General features: G+C 61.1%; 10 protein-coding genes and 1 pseudogene. 3 read left to right on the top strand and 8 right to left on the bottom strand.

Features of this window, described 5'->3' with window-relative positions; genetic code table 11:
- Positions 1–118: 118 nt before the first annotated feature.
- Positions 119–1,032, bottom strand: a pseudogene (locus ACZ6S0_RS51495) (IS3 family transposase); the annotation flags it as partial.
- Positions 1,033–2,444: 1,412 nt separating this feature from the next.
- Here ACZ6S0_RS51495 and ACZ6S0_RS51490 point away from each other — a divergent pair.
- Positions 2,445–3,215, top strand: coding sequence for a helix-turn-helix domain-containing protein (locus ACZ6S0_RS51490; RefSeq protein ID WP_465928245.1), 771 nt, complete (start codon positions 2,445–2,447; stop codon positions 3,213–3,215).
- Between the two features lie 156 nt (positions 3,216–3,371).
- Here the strand turns inward: ACZ6S0_RS51490 and ACZ6S0_RS51485 are convergent, their stop codons facing one another.
- From ACZ6S0_RS51485 to ACZ6S0_RS51470, 4 genes are read right to left on the bottom strand one after another with little or no spacing between them, the layout of a single operon-like run.
- Positions 3,372–6,683: a DEAD/DEAH box helicase gene (locus ACZ6S0_RS51485; protein WP_465928243.1), complete on the bottom strand. Its 3,312-nt coding sequence runs from the start codon at positions 6,681–6,683 to the stop codon at positions 3,372–3,374.
- Positions 6,683–9,586 (bottom strand): DUF1156 domain-containing protein, encoded by a 2,904-nt coding sequence (locus ACZ6S0_RS51480; RefSeq protein ID WP_465928241.1) that lies wholly within the window; start codon positions 9,584–9,586, stop codon positions 6,683–6,685. Before ACZ6S0_RS51480 ends, ACZ6S0_RS51485 begins: the two co-directional genes overlap by 1 nt.
- 12 nt (positions 9,587–9,598) lie before the next feature.
- Positions 9,599–10,078, bottom strand: a complete 480-nt coding sequence (locus ACZ6S0_RS51475; protein ID WP_465928239.1) for a DUF7680 family protein — start codon at positions 10,076–10,078, stop codon at positions 9,599–9,601.
- On the bottom strand, positions 10,075–13,287 hold the full coding sequence (locus ACZ6S0_RS51470) for an ATP-binding protein (protein WP_465928237.1): 3,213 nt from the start codon (positions 13,285–13,287) through the stop codon (positions 10,075–10,077). The genes ACZ6S0_RS51475 and ACZ6S0_RS51470 overlap by 4 nt, the downstream gene beginning before the upstream one ends.
- A gap of 797 nt (positions 13,288–14,084) precedes the next feature.
- On the opposite strand from ACZ6S0_RS51470, the gene ACZ6S0_RS51465 reads away from it, so the two are divergent.
- The gene (locus ACZ6S0_RS51465) at positions 14,085–15,740 is read left to right on the top strand and encodes a DUF6119 family protein (RefSeq protein WP_465928235.1); all 1,656 of its coding nucleotides are present in this window, start codon (positions 14,085–14,087) and stop codon (positions 15,738–15,740) included.
- Positions 15,741–16,258: 518 nt separating this feature from the next.
- On the opposite strand, the gene ACZ6S0_RS51460 is transcribed toward ACZ6S0_RS51465, so the two are convergent.
- Positions 16,259–17,086: a hypothetical protein gene (locus ACZ6S0_RS51460; RefSeq protein ID WP_465928233.1), complete on the bottom strand. Its 828-nt coding sequence runs from the start codon at positions 17,084–17,086 to the stop codon at positions 16,259–16,261.
- A gap of 276 nt (positions 17,087–17,362) precedes the next feature.
- On the opposite strand from ACZ6S0_RS51460, the gene ACZ6S0_RS51455 reads away from it, so the two are divergent.
- Complete coding sequence (locus ACZ6S0_RS51455; protein WP_344874551.1) at positions 17,363–17,491, top strand: hypothetical protein; 129 nt, start codon at positions 17,363–17,365, stop codon at positions 17,489–17,491.
- A gap of 424 nt (positions 17,492–17,915) precedes the next feature.
- Here the strand turns inward: ACZ6S0_RS51455 and ACZ6S0_RS51450 are convergent, their stop codons facing one another.
- Positions 17,916–18,107, bottom strand: a complete 192-nt coding sequence (locus ACZ6S0_RS51450) for a hypothetical protein (RefSeq protein ID WP_465928231.1) — start codon at positions 18,105–18,107, stop codon at positions 17,916–17,918.
- A 515-nt stretch (positions 18,108–18,622) separates the two neighbouring features.
- Positions 18,623–19,915 carry an AAA family ATPase gene (locus tag ACZ6S0_RS51445; RefSeq protein ID WP_465928229.1) on the bottom strand — a complete coding sequence of 431 codons (1,293 nt, stop codon included), beginning with the start codon at positions 19,913–19,915 and terminating at the stop codon, positions 18,623–18,625.
- Between the last annotated feature and the right edge of the window lie 533 nt (positions 19,916–20,448).

Raw genomic sequence — 20,448 nt, 5'->3', positions numbered from 1 at the left:
TCCGGCGGATACGACTTCATCGCCACGAGGAACTCCTTGTCTCCGGATCTCCATCATCCGGCACTCAAGGTGTCCACACATCGGGGCGAGGGCCCTGGAACAGCGCGTCGGTCAGGTTGCCGCGGGTTGCCGCGGCCATCTTCAACGCGTCGGCCACCAGGTCGGTGCGCATGTGGTCGGCGATCGACCAGCCCACCACGCGGCGGCTGAAACAGTCCAGCACGGTCGCCAGGTAGAGGAACTCGCCGTCGCCGAGCGGGGGGTAGGTGATGTCGCCCATGTACTTCTGGCCAGAATCAGGGGCGGTGAAGTCCCGCTGGAACAGGTCCGGCACCGGCGTGGCCGCCGGTTCGGGGACGGTGGTGCGCACACGTCGACGCAGGCGGGTCCCGGCGATGGCGAACTTGCGCATCACCCGCGCGACCCGTTTCTCGTTGATCGTCATGCCCTGATCACGAAGTTCAGCGGTAATTCGCGGGGACCCGTAGGTGCCATCGAGATCGGCGTGCACCGCGCGGATCCGCTCGGCCAGGGCCGTGTCGCAGGCCTGGCGCGCGGCGCGGGCCTGGGCTCCGGAACGCCACTTGTAGTAGCTGGAGCGGCCCAGGCCGAGCACCTGACACATCCGCTTCACCTCGAAGGTGTCGGCGTGGTCGTCAACGAACTGGCAGCGGCTCACCAGTGCGTCTCCCCGGCGAAATATTTGGCCGCCTGGCGGAGAATGTCACGCTCGGTGGTGAGCTTCTTCTCGCCGGCCTCCAACTCGCGCACGCGAGCCTCCAACTGAGCGATCCGGTCGGCCGCCTCATCGCCTGCTCCAGCGGGCGGCCGGGTCTGGGCGGCGTTCGAGCTGGTCGCCAGCCCTGTCGACGCCTCGCCCCGACGGGCACGGGCGCGCAATACCCACTCACGCAGGCTGCCCCGGCTCACGCCCAGGTCGGCGGCGATGCCCTTGTAGGTCGCCCCGGGTGTCGACTCGTACAAGGCCACGGCATCGGCCTTGAACTCGTCGGAGTAGTCCTTCAGCGCCATCGGCGGTCTTCTCGCTTCCTCTGGATCGAGCAAGATCCAGTATCAGCGTGCCCACTACCTGGGGGAGGTCCAGAGAGTGGTAGTCATGCAGTCAGCATGCATGCTCTCACCTGCGCTGATGTTTCGTGGTCTTCGTATAATCCACAAGATCATCCCGTGCTTATCCCGCACCGAGCTCGCACCGAGGCTCAGGCGGTAGGACCAGAAGCCACGAGGCTGACCCGGGCATGACCCGCCGGCCCTCGCGCTGGCCGTCGTTCATACTGGGTCATGCTCGGGTCTTCACGGGGTCGGGTTGTCGCCAATCACCACCTCCAAGCTCGCCAGCCAGAACGTCCCTGCCTAGCAACGCTATGACTCAACTTGGAGGTGGATCCCGTTGGACCGGAAGATATTGTTGTGCTGTGCCTTGAGGGGTCTTAAATCTAGTGCTGCTGAGAGCCATCGCGCCTCAGGCTCGAGGTGCTGGCCGATGGTCTACAGTTCGTCCTCGGCCTTGAAACTGGCGTCTGGATCAGGGCGACACCAGTCGTCGCCCTGGCACCACTCGCCGTACACCAGTCCGCAATTCGTGCAGGGCGAGGATGGGGTTAGTTCAGCTGGCCATACGTGCCACATGTTCATCCTGCGGGATGGGTCACCGTGCAGCAGCGTGCATGGTGAGCTTGCCTTGCTGGCGAAAACCAAGTGATCACGCCCGAGATCCACTTGGTAAGGCCCTGACGTCGCTCATCAAGCAGGGTGATCAGACGTCAGGGCATGTGGCGTGGGGGTCTGGAGAGGCCGTGTGCGATCGACGGAGACGAGCCGCGTCTGGCCTAACGGCAGCACAGCCGGCAACAGATCGATATCGGCCGCTCAGTAAATGACCCATCCGGGGTACAGGCAGCTAAGGGCCACAGATATAGTTCACAACAGTGCTCCCTCTCGAAGAAGTGTGGAATCAGCCCGCTGAGTGCGGGCAGGGTGGGGGCGTCGGCCTAGCGGTGATGGGAGTCGAGAGCGCCAATCTCTCGGTGTCCCCCGCTGGGCCGTCCCCGTATACGGGCTTCTCGTTCTTCTGTCGTCCTCCTTGGCGTTCGGTCTTAGCCGCCAAGCCTACACCTCCTCGGACGCGTAGTTCGCCCCCATACGTTCCGTCGGCGCAACCGTGATCCTCGTCACTCCTGCGAGTGGGGAACTTGTGTGATCAGCAGAGGGAGGCGCTGGAGTGTGGGCGCTCTATCCTGACGGTTCGGCCTCTCCTGTCGACAAGTTCGAACATGGGAGCGATGCGTGCGATACCACCAGAGAGGGATGGGTTGACGCTGTGGCGGTGCTTGTATCCCGGCAAGGAGGAAGATTCGATTGCGTCTAAGCAAAGCCAAGACTATCGTTCCATTGCGTCCAGATGAGAGTGCGGGAGTATAGCATTGAACACCGACAGCAACGCTACGGAAACACAGTTTTCGGTCTGGCTGACGCAGATGTCGCGAGCCATGGGGTATCCGACAGATGCGTCTCTGGCAGAAGTCTTGGCGATCAGTCCGTCAACGATCTTGAGATGGCGGCGTGGCAGCAAGCCGTCGATCACTCACCTGGTGAGTTTGAGTGAAGTGCTCGGTGTGCAACTGGTAGGCCTTCTTGCGCTGACGGGTCATGCCGATCCGGATGCACTCGGTTCGCGGGCGCAGCTCCCCGACCCACCGTCACCAATTACCGAGACTGTGCGTCGGATCAGGGGCTCAGCGCTAAGTGATCACGTGAAGGATGCTCTTGCTAGGTATTGGGATGGACGTCTAGCCGAAGAGCGGCATCGAGTGTACGAGCTGATAAGAATTCTAGAAGGTGCTGAACGTGGTGAACTCGATGTGATCGATGATCTGCTGAAGGTTCTTTCCCTGGCATCTCAGCCTGGGCTGCCTAGGCACTTGGTGGCTCTGTTGAGAGAAGTCACCTCGACCCTTGAGTCGGGGGTTTCCCGTCGACGGGCGAAGCGTCCAATTTTTAGTCGACTTCAGTTCACCGTTCGATCCACAGATTCAGGACGCTATCGCCTGGAGATGCAGAGCTCGGAAGGATCGATGCTCAACTCGCTAGAAGAATTTGAAACCTCTCAGGAGGCGCTAGAGCAACTTGAGCGCATGTTGGGTTTTGAGCCAGAGGGCGTACAGGTAGATGACGGCTCGTCTCCATCGGCATAGGGCAAGTTCTCGCACTCTTGGGGATGCTGGTATGGAATGAATGGTAGCCGCCGCTATGTAAAGTTGCCTCCGTCGCACCTTTGATTTGATTGACTACGGTTCCAACGTCGCAAGATCGCGCTTCCACCCGACTGAAGTGATCCATGCCGTCATCTGTCACTCGCCGGGTTCGCGGGGGAGGAGGGAGGCCAACTCGGGTGACCCGTAGGTCAGGAAGACGAGGTCGCTGTCGCTGCTGATATCCCAGATGTTGCGGTCGAATGTCACGGGGACTGAGGCCGTGGGTGGCTGATTCAAGTAGCACTCGATAGATATCGCGCCGCCGAAACGTCTGAAGGACACACGGGCGTCGTCACGCGCAAGGAAGAGGTTGTAGATACCGGGGCGTCCGTCGTCTGGGGTCAGCCAGCGGCCTGAGAGAAGGTTGTTCGTGAGCTTGGTGGCAAGAACTGGCGGAGTAATGTCTCCTACCAGGTCCGGCGGAGTCTTGATGCTGATGCCGTCGTCGGGGGCGCCGAGGTCGCCTGTGCTGACGGGCTGGTTGTTGATGTCATCGATTTGGGTTCGGATGCTGGCGATCTCGCTGGCGATGACTTCGTCGCTGAGGTGTGCGGCAAGGACGAGACCTTCGATGACCTTCTCGACAGTGCCAAGGACAGGTGCAGCGCCCCCGACTATGTTGGTGAAGTCGTCGTAGTCCTCCTTGATGCCCTTATAGACCTGCTCCTCAACAGTGTCTTGGTAGAAGTAGTTGCTGATCTGGAGATGCCTGTAGGTAGCGCCGATACGGTCGATGCGACCGATGCGCTGCTCAACGCGCATCAGATTCCATGGCATGTCGTAGTTGATAAGGCGGCCAGACGTCTGCAGGTTGAGGCCCTCGCTCATCGAGTCGGTACCGATCAAGACCTCGATACTGCCGTTGCGGAACCGGTTCTTGATCTCGGCCTTGGTAACCGGGTTCCACTTCCCTGCAACCGGATCGTAAATCTCGCCGCCGCGGCCGGAGTAGCAGCCGAGCTTGTTGTAGCCGGCGGCCAGAAGGCGCTCGCGGACGTAGTCCATGGTGTCGGCGTACTGAGTGAAGACCACCGCGGAGTCATACGTCTTGAACGACTCGGCCAGATCCTCGACGAGCTGCTTGGCCTTCGTGTCCTCACCGGTGATGTCGCCGAGGTCGTTGAGGAAGGAGTGGAGCTCGCCGATCTCCTCTTTGAGGCGGTCAGCGCGGACGTCGAAGGCCTCGGGGTCGAAGAGAGAGCCCTCGAGGTCGGAGCCATCATCGTCGGTGAGGAGGGCGGCCAGGCTCTTGCCCTGCTCGAGTACGTCGAGGCGGCGCTGGAGGGACTGCTTGATCGCTTCGAAGGAGGAAGTCAGCCGGCGCCGGTAGACGGTCATGATGAAACCGAGAGCCCTGGTGGCATTGTCGGACTTGTAGGCGTTGTAGTGGCGGCGGATGTACTGCTCGATACGGTTGTACAGCTTCCGCTCGTTCGGCGCCAGAGGGATGAACTCGTCGGTGACGTGTCGATACGGGATGACGACCGAGGCCGGGATGATGCCGGCCGCCTGGTAGGCCCGCATGGTCTTGCGGGTGTTGCGGAAAACTCGATCGCGCATCGGGGTGTGGCGGCGAGCCCACTTATCCATCCACTCGGAGGTGGCATTGGGGAACTGTGCCCTGAGGTCAGGCGAAGGTGGGTTGCCTGCTATCCCGATCACCGTCAACGCGTCGGCCCACCCGAGTGCATCGTTGACCTGCTGCTCCAGCCCGTAGTCGTGTTCAGCGAGCGGGTCGGAGAAGTAATCCTCCAGCATGTCGCAGATGAGTTTCCAGCCGCGCCTCTCGGGCGGGTCACCGAGGTAGGTGAAGTACTGAGTGAAGAAGAACGCCTGCTCACCCCACTTGCCCGGCAGCCCGAGGAGCTCGATGAGGTCCCAGGCCTCGTGGGGGTGCATCTGCATCGGGGTCGCCGAAGCCAGGTAGAGCGCACGCCATAAGTCGCGCTTCTTCATCTCCTGGAGCAGCGCGAGCAGGGAGTTGGGAGTGTCGGTCGACTTGGAGCCGCGGCGGCGGGCGTGGTGGGCTTCATCGACGAGAACGACATCCCACGGTCCGGCGTCGAGGATCTCGGTACGGCGCGTGCGGCGGCGGGCGAGGTGGGAGGAGGCAAGCACAATCGGAAAGGCCGACCACGGGTTGGCATTCAGGTCAGTCTCGAGGGGCTGGTCGAACCGGTCGACGAAATTGCCCTTGTCGTAGCGGGCGACGTCGAGATTCATCTTCTCGTGGAGTTCTTCCTGCCACTGTTTCATCACCGAGGCCGGCACAAGGAGCAAGGCCTTCCTTGCCCTGCCGGAGGTGAAGAGCTCACGTAGCACCATGCCTGCCTCGACGGTCTTGCCAAGACCGACCTCGTCGGCAAAGAGATAGCCTCGCGGGTACGTCGACACCACCCGGTGGATCAGCTCGGCCTGATGCGGCAGCGGCTGAGCCCACGCTGTACCCACGCCAGTCCATGCGGACGCCTTCGGCGCATCCCGAAGAGCGACCAGCTCGTCCCAGGCCGCCTGGATATCGACGTCCATCTCGACAGCCGGGGTCTTACGACCAGTCTCCTCAGGCCTCGGCTGCGGTACGAGAGCGTCGGAGGGAAACGGCGGAGCGTCAGGAGCATGCTCTATCAGGTGTTCTCGGACGGCGGTGGGTAGATCGATGACCGCCCAACCCTTGTCGGGGTGGCCGCACCAGTGCTGATCGAAGGCTCGCTCCTTGGGTTTGCCGTAGTCCTCCCAGGACTCGGTACGCCAGGAGCGGTAGGCGTCGAAGGTCTCGTGGTTCTTCACCCATGCGGTGACCGAGGCATTGTTGGAGCCGCTGAATGCGACCTTTTGGCCGTAACGGTCTGTGAAGATGCCGTACTTGGTATGGAAGTAGCGGCCGGACTCCTTATGGGTAAGCAGGTGGCCATGCTTGTCGACCGGAATGCCGACTCGGATGTGAAGCCGGTTGTTGGCGACCATCCAGGCCAGCACGCTGAGATGTTCGCTCTGCACGATCTTCGTGCCCTCCAGGCCAGGGTCAGCCAGTAGACGCTCAGCGACCACATCGTCGAGCGGGGCGCCGGAAAGCACCGCGTCCACGTCCTTCTTACCGAGCTGGGCGCCAACGATGAGTCTCATCACGCCACCACGGGCGATGAAGTACGCCGTGCCTTGCGCGGCAAACTGCAGCTCTGCCCCGGACCAGTAGCCGACAGCACGGTCGTAGGCAACGGCTCGGGAAAGCAACGGCTCGTAGAACGTCTCGAAGGGTGCGTCGTCGGGCGAGTACATCGCCTTAAGCGTCACGTTGCGGAACGAGTCCTCGGCCGTGGCAGGGTCGTGGTCGAAGAGACCATTCTGCTCCAGCGCCGCTGCCGCGGCGGCGGCACCAGGAAATAGAGCGTCGTCGTGCTCGGCCAACATCACTCCATCTCGAAGAGGCTGGCTTGTTCGTCAATCGCCGTTACAGGGAGATCGTCAGCTGAGAGCTTAACACCATCGAAATAGAGCGTACACAGAGTATCGAGAAGGCCTGCCTCCGGGTAGACCCACTCGCCCTTTGACTTCTTGCGAGGGATCGCATTAATTAGGCCTTGGATGGTGGCAATGAACGTACCGTCAGTGGTGTAGCCATGCCGATCGAGGAAACGCTTTGCAGTTTGCATGCCGTCAATCTTGGCGATATAGAGCATTGTGTCGACGGCATCGATGACGTGCTCAAATTTGGCTGCCTCTGGACGGACTCCAGGGGCATCACCTTCGTTGCCCCTTCGGACCCGCTCCTCAGGCGCCAACAACTCCACGGTTCCAGACTTTTTCTTGAGTATCTTGGTTCTCGTCAGATGGTCGATGTCGAGTCCGCCAACGGCTAGGGCAAGGAGCCGAGCAGCATCGAAGTCAGCTTCTCGTGCTTTAAAGATGTCCCAGGCCATGAGTACGAAGTCGGTAAGGGTATCGACTTGGACCGCTTCGCCAACAAGTCGGAGACGTCGAAGTTCGACGATCTCCTCACGCGCGATGTTCAGAGCCTCCTCCGGCCTCAGAAGCCGATCGGTTCCGTTCTCGTCCGGTACCGACGAGTAGACAGGCCAGTTGCGCGAGATGACGGACAGCGCGGGGCCGTAGGTGGCGAGCATGAGGTCGACACCTTCGATTCCGTCTTCGGCGAAGCGGAGCGATGCACTCCTTGCTTCTGCGCGAACCTCAGGCGCTACATCTTCGAGGTAACGCTTCCCGATATCATCGCTTCGCCCCCGTTTACGACAGACCAGCATAATCGTGGATTCTGCGGCGTTCTTGTTGGCTTGATGGCTGCTGGACTCCGGCTCAGTAGCGATGGGCCAGGAGGTTTCGACAGTGAAACCCGCTGCGATCAATGCCGAGCCCAATGCATCCCATGCCCGAGCGTTTTTGTTAGTGAACATCACCGTGAGTACGCCGTCGTCGGATAGGACTCTGCGGCACTCAGTGAAAATTGCGGCCATCTTCGCCTCGTAGTCGAGGTTAGCGATTTCCTTCTTACGGCGCCCTAGCGCTGCGAATCGTGCGTCGTTGGTGACAGCCTCGTTTTCGAGGTCAGTGTTCTCCTCTTCGAAGAGCTCCGGCGTTATGATACCGAGGGTCTCCCGCTCCCAAGCGTAGAAGAAGTTGGAGAGCTCGGAGTACATGACATTGGCGTAGTACGGCGGATCCATGCAGATGTGCTGGACAGACCCGTCAGGAATGGAAGGGATATCGACGGCGGTACCGGCGGTGACCTGCACATTTCGCTCTAGCCGTGTGCCAGGTGCGCTACTGCCAGTCTCTTCGAGGAGATGCGCGATCTCGTCGTAGGCATCCACTAGCTGATCCAGGCACCAAGGCAGCAGCTCTCCAGGCCCGGGAAACTCAACGAAGGTCCACTTGAACGCAAAGTTGTGCTTCTCAAAGACGCTGCGGGTCTTCTGCCTGCCTACATCCCAAGTCGCTTGCCGAGCATTGTAATTCAGCGCCTTGCCCTGCATTAGGGCAAGCTCGGTGAGGATGTCCTTTGCGAGATTCTCGTCAAGCCCTGCTTGTATTTCTGCAGCAATCTTGCGAAATGCCTGGACGAAGGCCGCGTGAGTTAGAAGCTGTCGAGGAGAGAAAAAGTCTGCCCACTTATTGATTCCGTACATCCGATGCCCGCGGTCATAGTTCGACACATCAGGGATCGAAGTCGAAGGTACAATGCCGGTGGCTTCCCAGATTCCGATGCTCTCTGCGACGAGCCGCTCCGCCTTGTCGATCGCCTCCAAGTCGTCGTCGGTCGGTGATCGGAAGGTTCGTCCCGCGGTGGTCTTAACGACAACTGCATAGAGAACCTGGGTCATACGCCCGTCCCTAGCCTCGGCCTTGATGTAGTCGCCGTCGATGACAAGGTCGTCGTACGGGCTGATCGCGCGGCCGCCTGCAAAGAGGCCAGTACCGGCATCAAAATCGATGTCCGTCTCATGCACGACTTCAAATCTCGGCGTCTGAAGCTCGGCTCCCTCGAATTCGGTCAGCATTCGCACGGCGGTTGGCTTGGGACCCTTCCGAAGCCACCAATCCGGTATCAGCGGCACAATACGGCCAGTGCGCGGGCAAGCCACTGCATGGGCGTAGAGATAGTTCGTAACCGACTCCCTGCCAGTCTTCGGGAAGTACTCAAGGAGCCTGGCGGTAGCGTCGTCCACGATCCGCTGACCCCACTTGCGCAGGACCGGAGTTAGCGCTGTGCCGTGTTTGGCTGGGATGGTGAGGCTAGCGTTCAGGATCGACACAGCGACGCTGTTGAGGTCGTTCGCGTAAGTCGGCAACCCCAAGCGCAGCGCGGTCCACGGGATGGAGCCTCCCCCAGCGGTCACATCCGCAACGGCAGGAAGGCGTCCCCACGTGTCGACGAGGACGTCGTGTAACTCTCGGATCTCCTGCTCGCCGACGCTGTTCTTGAACGCTGGACGGTAGGCGTAGGGATTGTCTTTAAGTTTGATGCCCGCCGCTTTGGCGGCTTCAATTGTTCGTTTCGCCAGTACGGGATCTCCCCAAATACCGATAAGGCGGTTGAACCAGTCGCGATATGCCCGTTCGGTTTGCACCGCGCTGATCGTAGGATGCCGCTCCGCAAGCTCGTCGCTCCAGGCTGGCAGGATTCCCGCCAGAACTGTGGCTGCCGAGGCGACGATAGGACGACGAGCCCACCACTGATGGAGGGTCTTGAGCTTCGGAAACTGCCCTGGGATCGGCGCAGCTTCGCGTCGTGATTCAATGCTCAGAGCCGCCACCGGCAGCCAGTTTTCAGCCAGTACCTTGGGCCGCGTTGTCACGAGTGCTTGCTTTCAGTCGTCGGAAAGGAGGGTGCGGAGGGCCTTGCGGGCGCGATTGGCGTCGATGCCAATGCACTTGGAGTACCAGTAGTAGGTCTCCTCAGTGCTCATGGCGTTGATGCCGGCGACGAGCGCACGAACGCGCTCCTGCTTGGCAATGGGCTGGGTGGCCATCAGGATCAGGGCTAAGCGCACGCCATCGGGTTCGGCGAGCCGAATGGGTGCTTTGCGGGTGAAGGTCAGCACGCTGGGTTGGTGGCCCGACCGCCTCATAGCTGCAAAGAGGGCGTCGATGACACGGCCTGTCTGCTGCGGGGTGAGGGTGACGACGACCGTGGCAAGGACGGAGCCGACCTCACCGTAGGTCTCCTCGATAGTGAGCCCGTAGGTCTCGCCACGGCCGGGGCGCACGATGAGACGAAAACCACGGACGCCCGTGACGGCAGTGATCCGTCGGCTTCGGACGGTCGCCATGTGCTGGAAGGCGGTCACTTGGTCACCTCTGCAGTCATGCTGGTGCTCTTCATGCCGAGCTTCTTGATGACGTCATGGATCTGCGCGAACTGCGGATCGTTGACGTCGAGTGCCGGGTCAAATCGGAAGGCGAGGGTGAGGTCGCCGACTACCTTCGTGGCGGCGGTGAGCGCCTTCTTGGCGTGGCCATAGGCCACCTGAAAGTCGGCGCGCTCGGCGGTGCCCTGGAACTGGATGCCGCCCCCGGTGAGACCCTTGTACTCTGCGCGGATGGTGGAGCGGACCGTGATGATCTGCTTCTGCAGCATGCCAAGCGAGACGACGGCGAGGTCGATGTCGCTCGTGCCAGACGCAGTATCCGCGCTCACCTTCAAAGTGAGAGTCCTGATAGTGCGGATCGTGTAGTCGGAGACAGCGTCAAGCAGGGTCTGCATGGCCGCGCCGCCGGGGCCGTTCGCGGTGAAGGTCTTGGAGGTGGCGATGCGAGTGGGGACCTCGACGCCGATCTCATCGGCGGCCTCCCGGGGGAGGATGTGGAGGGTGTCGAGGCCCTTGTCCTTGATCGCCGAGGGTGAGAGCGCCCGGACGCCGGCGGCAGGCTCGGTGTCGGTAACAACAAACCAGCTGTACTCACTGGACTGAACGGCGGTGGCTAGTAGGTCGAGCACGTCCGTCTTGGAGGGCTCGCCGCCGCAGACGGCCTCAAGGCGGGCGCGGACGTCGGCGCCGGTGCGCTGGTCGCTGGTGAGCACCGAACGAAGGTCAGTCTGGTTGGGTTTACGGACCAGCAGGCCGCGCTTCTGAGCCTCGGCCATGGTCATGACCTCGGCGTCGGCGCTGAAGGCGATCGACATGCCAGCCTGAGTGTTCGCCGTGTAGGCCTTGCCATTGGCCGAGTCGTAGTAGACCCAGTGGTCGTGGTTAACGCCGTTGACTATCGCGTCACGCAGCAGGGAGGTATTGCGAACGATGGAGGCCTTGTGGTCGGACCAGAAGTAGTCGGCGATCGCCGCCGTGCTCGTGGCCTCTTTGTTGGCCCAGGTGCGGTTGCGTAAGAAGGAGGCGGTGAACGGGCTGGTACGGATCTTTTCCTCGTCGGTCAGCAGGGTGATGACTGCGGAGGTGGCGTTCTTCGGGTCGCCTTGGGACTGGGCGGGAAGCTCCCGGTGGCGCAGGTAGCCAGTGGCCTTCTCATCGGCCGGATAGTAGATGTGCTTAAAGCACCGAGTGACCGCGATGCGCGCCTTGAGGCGGGCCTCCTTGTCGTAGGCCTCGACCTTCTTGCGAACCTCCTCGCTGAACTGACCCAGCCGGTGGGTATCGTCGGCGAGGTTATTGGAAGCGATTAGGGCACGGGTACGGTCCTTTAGCACGTGGACCTGCTCGGCGTCGGCCAGGGCGAAAACCAGGGAGTTGCGATACTTGCGCGGCGTACCAGCCGAGCCGACCTTGTCGAGCATCTCTAAGATCTGCGCCGGCGGCTGGTCGGCGTGGGCCGGGTCGACGGTGACGACATCGTGGTCGAGTACGACCACGCGCAGCGCGTCCTTGTCCGGGATCTCAGCAGGGCCTGATGGGAAATGGATTGCCGTGACGCCGCCGTCGTTAGCGAACGCCTTCTTAATCAGGCTATCGACTTCCGCAGCCACCGCGGTGTTGGCGACGTTTCGCTTCTCGGTCTCGATGATGGCGTTGACGTTGGGCTCGATGTTGAAGCGCCAGCGAGCACCGTCGTACGACAGGTGCCAGAAGACCTTCTCTGACTCGGTCAACGCCTTTTCGAAGATGGTGGCGTCCTCACCGGGACGCAGTGTGCCGACCAGCCAGTCGTTGCGGCCTGCCCCCGCAGTGGACACCATCTCCAGGGAGTGGGTGAATACGGTGCGGGCCACGCGGGTGGCGTAGGCAGGCTTGCCGGGGAAGACGTCGGCGTCGACGACAGCGGCGTGGGATGCCTTGGAAGCGAAGTCTCCCTTGGCTACGCCCGCGTACTCGGCGCGGCCGAGGCCGTCGGTGAGGTGGCTGAGGACCGGCTCGTTGGAATAGTCGATGTCGCAGACGTTGATGACCGCCGTGTTGTCGTTGGTGGCGTAGATGTTGGCCACGACCTCAGCCAGGAGCTTCAGGGCGCCGCGGGCGCGCTGAAACTCGGTTATGTTGCCTAGGCGCTTATCGAGGACGCGGACCAGCTCGGGATGAAACGGGTAGCTCTTGGTGACCAAATCGCCGTAGGAAGCCGGGTGCTCGGCGCCGCCGGCGAGCTGCTCGGTCTTGGCGAGCTTTTCGTAAAAGTCCCGGTAAGCGTCCCCGGCTGCCTTGGCGGCGTCCTCGTCGACGGAAGCGAAGATGCGCTTCTTGAGGATTTCGCCGATCTCGTTGTCATCGGCCGGCTTGATCACCGCGCTCGGCTGCACCGCGCGGGTCAGCACGTCGCCGATCTCTTGAGCGGCCTTGACCGAGGCGGTGTTGGCGGCGTCGGTCTTCTCCTTCTCTTCACCGGTCAGCTCACTGATCTCGGTGGTCTCCGCGCCGAACGCGTTGGTGGTCGCGGCCAGGGTGATAATGACCGAGACCCTGTTAGTCGGATCGGAGGCGACTTCGAAGAGGTTGCCGAGGAAGACCGGTATCGCGCCCGCCATGCGGCGTATGTCCTCGCTCCCGGAGGAGGCCACCGCGCGCAGATACTTGGCTAACTCGTCGATGATTACGACCGTCGGCTTGCCACGGAAGGCGGCCCTGATCGTGGCGGTGCCCGGAGCGGTGCGTTGGGTGTCGTTCGCCTCCATCGCTGCGAACGCGTCATCGCCGATCTGGGCAGCCATCTCACCCCACATCGTGTAAGTGCGATGGCCGTTGGTCTCGATACCCGCGGTGGGGTCGAGCGCGTCGCCGACCAGGGCCGAGACCTGGACCGGACCGTCAGGAAGCTGACTCAGATCGAGGAACTCAGTGATGTTGGATGGTCGAGCACCCTTGGCGAGGTGGTAGACGGCGGTCAGACCGTGGGTCTTACCGCCACCAAACGAGGTCGTCGGGCGAAGTACGCCGTTCTCCCCCGCGACACCCTTCACTCCGCTCAGGCGACCGAAAGTCTTGGTGAGCAGCGTCTTCAGGCCGCTCGTGGGGTAGGTCTGCGCAAAGAACGCTTCCGCGTCGCCGTACACCGGATAGTGCTCCGCGTCGCGGACCACCTTGTCCAGCTGAGCTGCGAAGTGGTTGTCTGCCAACCCGCCTTCGAGGACGTCGTCGCGAGGATGACATACCTCCCGGAGAGGTACCAGATGTGCCACAAGCTTCCACCCCATCGTTATTAACGCGTTCAAGAGGTCCGGGAGTGTGAGATTTCGCCACATCGCCCCGAGCCTTATATAACACCAGATGTTATTGGGCGCGGTAAAGCAATGATCAATTCGCGTCTAAGTTGTTATCTGGCACGTCGACTTCCGGGCGAGGTGCGAGGCATGCGGAGCGTCTGAGGCGCAAGTATTCGCTGCTCCTGCCCGTGAAACATGGGCTGCTTGCCGTGCTCGGATGGGCATGGGCCGAAACCCCCGTTTCGGCTACACCCGAATTGTCGGCCGGCTCCGTCCCAGATGCCGCGCGATCGCGAGACTGACCAACCACGTGTATGCAAATCCTGCGCTTCCACATCTTCCCCCGGTGTGAGCATCGATACGGGACGAGCACGGGCGGGTACGCCACCGTACCTCTCTGCACGGAAGTCCGCTCTATTCGCTTCCAGCGGCAGACGCTGCTCAGAGTCGCCGAAGCCCAGCAGGCATTTCATTTCAAAGGGTAAGAACGTCGACGTGCTGGACGTGTGGTGCCAAAATGAAAATCAAAGTGGCCATATGCGCTAAATCTGCGACATGGCATCCTTGATGGACCTATCGGATAAAGTCCATGGCATTAGCATAAAAGCCACAAAAAAAGAGCGAACTAAATGGCAGCACTTTCAGTCGTAGCTGGTGTAGGCAAATACCAGAGGCGGCCTAGCCGCCTCGGCTCCCCCTGGAGAAACGCCATGTCGTCCACCATACTGAGAGCCACCGTCTATCGAATCACCGGCGTCAGGCCGACCATGGAGGGCATGTTCGACGCTACTACCTCCAGTCGCCTGGCAGGGCCGGGCGTCGATTTCCACGCGTTCGAGATCGCTGGCGCGCCGGCAATTCTCTACTACAGCCAGCGGTCCACTACGGAGCCTGAGTGGTGTCCGAGACTGTCCCAGCTCACGGGCCTGCCCCTTGCCCTCCTTAGGCAGGAGGCGGAGGCAGTACTCGTCATCGCCGTCGACGGTCACGTCTACGCGCTTGGCTTTGGCCAGGGCTATCTGTCCATCTCCGGCATCAAGGAGCGCGGCTTTGGCCTTCGCTGCGCGCTACGCACCGTCGACCCGGGCCAGGTCCAGGATGTCGTTCGCCGGGCAATCGGCGGCTTCTCCCGGCAGGACTCGACGATGGCCCCGGGCGGAATTCCTATCGGCGTCGTCGGGGTGCGCGGCTACACCGAGCTGGTGAAGAGGCTCGGCGGCCTGATCAAAGCCTCTGATCTGGGCCTCAACCACCGTGAGTCGATTTCTGTCGAAGGCGGAGACGGGCTTCGACTCCCGATTCCGCTGGAGCAGGCGAAATTCCTGGCACTGCTGCGGCGCCTCAACGAAATCCGCGACCGCCAGGTGCGTCCCGAGTTCGAGTCGCTTGAGGCCATCCAACCAGTGGGCGATGAGGTGCTATCCCAGCGACTAGACGCGCTGCTAGACGAAGGGCTACGAGAGAACGGCGACATCCGGGTACAACTCATCATCCCTGCCGATCTCGGCGAGCGTCGCCATGACTGTCGCTCCTACCTCATCAAAGTCGGCAGCGTACCCATTGTCAGGGAGGAGCTCGACCTGGCTGACCTCCGGGGGCGCTGCAAGGTCCAGTACAGTCGCACCCCCGTCGCCGCACTTCGGGAGGGTCGCATCAACATGTGCTCCGACGGCGAAGGCACGCAGTCAATCGGCCACACCTCAGCGATCCGATGGATCGAGGCCACCGTGTCAATCGGGCCGCGTATCTACCAGCTCAGTGACGGTGAGTGGTATGAATGCGGCACCGTCTATCTGGATTCGATCAAGCGCCGAATGCGCGAACTGGTCGTGGAGCAGCCAGAGCTCGCCATGTTGCCGTGGTATCCGGACGAGACCGAGGAGGACTACAACAAGCGGATGCAGCGCCACTTCGGCCCTGCCATGTACGTCTGCCTCGACCGATACCTCGTCCGGACGCCCCAGCACAGCAGGGGCAGAGGTATGGAGGCCTGTGATGGAATCACTGACCGCCACACTCTGGTCCACGTCAAGGCGGCCGCCAGCTCCGAACCGCTGGGACATCAATTCAACCAGGCACTCATCTCCACCCAGGCCCTGTGCGAGGAGCCGGAGGCGCGGGCAAAGTTCAGTGCCAAAGTCTCGAGGCTCAGCGGCGGCCGGCTCACGGTACCGGAGGACTTCAGACCCGAAAAGGTCATACTGGCAATCCTCCTCAAGGACAAGGAACTAACCCCCGACTCGCTCTACCCGTTCGCGCAGGTGGCGCTCGTGAACCTCGCAGACACGCTCATGCGGCAGTACGGCGTGACGGTCGAGGTCGCTGCCATCCCAGTTGAGTCGGCTCATGACACGGAGGCGGCATAACGGGGACTTCGACGTACGCGACGTTCCGCTGATGCAGGTTCACTGAATGCTTTTCGTGCGCCCAGCAGAGCAGGAGGTGAAGCCGTGACGTAGCGGTGGATCTTGTTGTGCGTAAGCTCGTCGTCGCTTGCCGGTGGAAGTCCGGTCCGGGTAGCTGCCAGGAGGCCCGGTAGCAGGCTGGCGGTTTCGTCTGGAAACGGGCGGGGTCGAAGCCCAGCGACACTGACGGAAGCCGACGTTGTCGTCAGCGATGTCGTCAGCAGAACCGCCCTATTCGGTGGCAAGGCCCGACGAAGGAGGGTCGCGGCAGCCGATCGCCCAACCCCATGCATGGAGTACCGAAGTCAGCGATCGTCACGGCTACACCCGATGACCACTTGATCCGTGGGGAAAGGGCCAGATACCTCGTCAGTACTCTTTCGCCCTGGTGAAGCGGTGGATGCAGGCCGGTGCAGTGTGATCGCGTAAGACGGTGTTGCTGTATATAATTGCTGTACATCACTTCCGTGGACGTGACCTCAGCCGTCGGAGACGATTTCCTGATCGATCTCCTGCACCTTCGTAAACCTGACCCAGCCGTCATCCGCCGACCACCGGAACCCGTCACCAGAATCCCACGTGCTCATGGCCCACACGTCTGTCACCTCGGCAGGAAGATTGGGCGCAACCGTCGGAAGCGGCGCGGAATCTCCCATCAACAGGTCGGCCACCTTGAAGGGGGCAGTGGTGAAGCTTGGGAACAGAACGAAGGCATGGCGGCGCGGCGCGGGCGACTTGGCGAGCTTGCGGAGGACATCCGCCTGTCCGGCCTCCCGAAGCCAGTCGCTCACCCAGTGTGCCAGGGCATCCCCAGTGTCGGCGACGAACCCGCCCGCTTTGTCGAGTGGCAGGTCGATGGTGAAGTACACACTCCCAGGGAATTCGGTGCCGCTCTGGTTAGCACCCACGATGCCCAGCTTGAAGGCTCGCGCGAAGGTCGGGTCGCTGTTGTCCCACCGGGAGAATTCCCGGACCCCACGCTGTTCCCAGTCGGTCAGCAGCGCGGGAAGTGCTTGGAGAAGAGGCTTCACACGTGTCGACGGCCGGAGTATCAGGAACCATCCACCGACAAGACTGGAGTAGATACGGCGTCCCTGACCATTCACCAGTTTCCACAGCTCGATACAGTCGCCGTCAGCCGCCGCACTGACCTCCACCGCTCCCCAGAGAGCTCCGTCTTGAGAGAACAGGTTGAGGTCGTGCATGCCCGGCTTTGAGCCATCGTCGTATTGGCGCACGTTCATCCCGGGCAGCGCGGCCCGGATACATGCCAGAAGCCATCTTTCCTCGGGGCGAAGCTTTCCCATATGGGCCATCATCCAGCATGAAGGCATCAATCATCACCGGTATTCGTTCACATGGAACACTACCTAACCGAGCCAGGCTTCCGGCATGAGCCGTGCGGTGGTCTTCGAGGTCGGTGAGCGCCTCGTCGACGAAATCCGTTTAAACGAACCAGCCGCCTGTGCAAAACTTGTCGATCAGCACGCTGAGCAGGGATTACGGCTGCGATCGACTCGCGTCATTTCTAACAGGTCGCGGCGCTCCCATGAGCGGCGCCGGACAGGACAGGAGGCCGTTTCATGGCGACCTCTAAGAAGGGATCACGGCTCATCACCGTGGACGGCACCGCCTTCCGCTGGCGGGTCCGTCGTAAGCCCACGTACTGCCAGGCGAACAGTTCGGGGCCGCTAACCTTCGCGGTGGACTAGCCGAGGCCCGGGGGCGTTCTCCTGGTGTCACTTCCCTGCTCTCGTCCGGATGCGTGGTACGGAAAGCGAACAATCGCTATACAGTCGGCACTCGTGACGGCGACCATACGCCATGCCCTTGATCGCGGCTTGGATCCGCGACGGGCGGGTAACGCCTTCGACGTCAGTCTCACGGACTACGACCTGACTGACGTGATGAACGGCCAACCGCCTGCCTACAAGGTCCCCTTCATACGGAGATAACCAACTCAACCCCCCACGACGAACGTCCGCTTTCGGGCGGTCATTCACCCTGCCCAGGCCCTTCCAACCCGAGGCCAGATGGTGCTGGGCCGCCACAGCCCGATGCTGCTGGTAGCCGAGGTTGTCATCAGGACTGCCGTCATAGAGTCGCCCACTAATCGATGTCACGACATCGACGGCATCACAGTTTCAAGGCCCGCAGTGCCTCAAGCACTTCTGGCCCGCCGAGGACGATTTCAGCGCCAGGGTTAGAGATAGCCCGATACATAGCATGAAGAACGTCAACAAAGGGTTGCTTCTGAAGTGCGTTCATCATCTTAATGGCTTCTCTCAAATTTCCAGCTTCCCGTAAGCGCAGGTACTCTCGCAACATCGCTTGACATCTCGGAAAAGCTAGCTCTCTTCCACGTCGGAGGTCCCCACGATTAAGCTGGAAGACCTCTATTGTCGCCTCCCCTTTGGGGGTACTTGCGCGATAAGCACCGGTTCGAAGGATGAGTCGCAAATGATCAAATGGGTCTTCAGACGTAGGGTCGACAAGAAGTGGGGCGCCAGCGCCATCGCACGGAAACCTGTCTCTTTTGGCATTGCTATTGCAGGACGAGCACGCTAGTAAGTGGTTGATCCAACCGAACGTGCGAAGCGGTGATGAATTAATCGGCTCAAAGTGGTCGATGTCAGTCCCTCGACTGTCGCCGCAATACATGCATCGTTCCAGAGCTGACGACATCTCCCGAAGCGCGACACGAACCAGCTCTGTTTCTGTTCGAGCGCTACTCCACGCACGGCGCGCAGCTTGAACGCCAGCGCCGATCAGCTTCAGTTGCTCCGTGCGCGCTTGAAGCTTTTGAGATAAATTAACTTCAAGATCTACACGAGCGATTCGGATCAATCCTGTCTCCCAAAGCGCGAAGAGATTTCGTCAACGCGAGCAGAGAGCGAACTCTCAAGTATCTCGCCCAGCTTCCGGTACTCCGCAATCTCAGCTTCCGATGCGGTTCCGGTGAGGACTTTTTCCTCTAGATCCCCAAGGGTACGCCTAAGATCTTCTGCGTGCCTGGAATAGGGACTATCGACACCAAAAAGTTCAGTTAGAATCGCATCGTCGCCACTGCCGTAGACTACACGCTCATAGAGTTCCTGATCGACAATATGAGGGGCTTTAAGCTCATTTGGTCCTGGAAGAGCAATTAGGCCACTGGGGTCTGCGCTTTGGCAGATGTACGGACTATGGGTTGTCACAACGAACTGCACAAGAGGGAAGTGCGCCTTCAGCCACTCGCCGATCTTCTTTTGCCAGCCGACATGAAGGTGATTTTCGATCTCGTCAACCAGAACAACCCCGGGGTAGGCCAGAGTCGGCGTAGCGCCATCGCGAGTAATTCGCAGGCTACCGTAAGCGAGATGCATCTGCCGAATAATGTCGACCGCGAGAGCGGTGACTGTCCTATAGCCCTCACTCATTTGGCGCAGGGGAAGTTCGTCGCTATCATCTTTCGTTAGCCATAGGCCTTTAGAGTCGACACGGGAAACCTTGTGTCCATCGGGAAGCATTCCGTCTGCCAGAAGTGTGAGAACAACGTCGAGAAGCTCGGCCGCTCCTGGACGATCCTCCAGCGCATATAGATGCTGTTCAATCAGCCAGCTTACGCCCTCAACAAGGCTGACATCCTGGTTAAAGAGCGTTCGTAGCCCCGCATACATTGCAGAACGCGACTGTTCCACACGGCCAAGCGCTACTGGTGATAGGCGGCGGAATGGTCCATACCCCGCAAAGAACCATCCTTCTCCTGGGCCGAACCTCGGAGTGCGCGGTCCTCGACTCTTACTTGTCCAACTCGGAGGATTGAATTGGTCTTCAGCATCATTCCATCGCAACTCAAATTGTTGAGGCCCGAAATCCAATCCACCGTCAAACTCCGGATCCTGGATGACTGTAACGCAAATTCGGGAAATTTCGCCTGCTGGAGCACTCCCCCAGCTTCCCAGGTCGCGCACAAAGAAATCTCCAACGATCCCGAGTGCGATTGCTTGCAGTATTGTCGTCTTACCAGAGCCGTTCCGACCTGCAAGGACAGTCCATCCCCGATATGACCCATCGGGCCGGATAAAGTTCAGGCTTACCTCTCGCGGCCCGGAAAACCCACGTATCCCTTGGATGACAAGCTTCGATACATACATGCTGAGCCTCCTTCCAAAGGTCCTCACGCCAGCAGGACAACTCTACGGTCTTCTAGCAGCTGAGCAGATGAGAGTCACATACTGGCTTGGATCCATCTTGGCGTCCACAAGGACCGAGGTTGACATCGGATGGCGGCGGTCATCTCCTCGTCGGGCAGGCTCTGCCATGCCGGACCACACGTCCTGGGTCAAGCGGCCGGTCGTATGTCTATGTTCCCGGTGACTCTACGCGCGCTGAGCGTCTGCCCGCACGCGACGGCTTCATGCTCGCGGCTGGTCCGGCAGCTCCTTGGGGCACCGGCGAGGAAATGACCGCTTTCCACCTCAGCCCGTGTCGCTCATCTCTGAGGAGGGCCAGGGTTCGGGGCGGAGCTCCGGGGTCTTCGGCTGTCACCGTCGACATAATGCGTCTCGGCTGGCTCGACCTGCTGGTGAGAGGCTTCGCCAGCGATGGTGTCCGTCGGCGGCGCCGACCGCGACCGGCCGAAGAGCCGCAGCGCGGTCGGCTGGTCGGCCACGTGCCGCGGGCCGCC

The sequence above is a fragment of the Nonomuraea sp. NPDC051298 genome, assembly GCF_055586305.1.
This window is presented reverse-complemented; position numbering and strand designations above follow the sequence as displayed.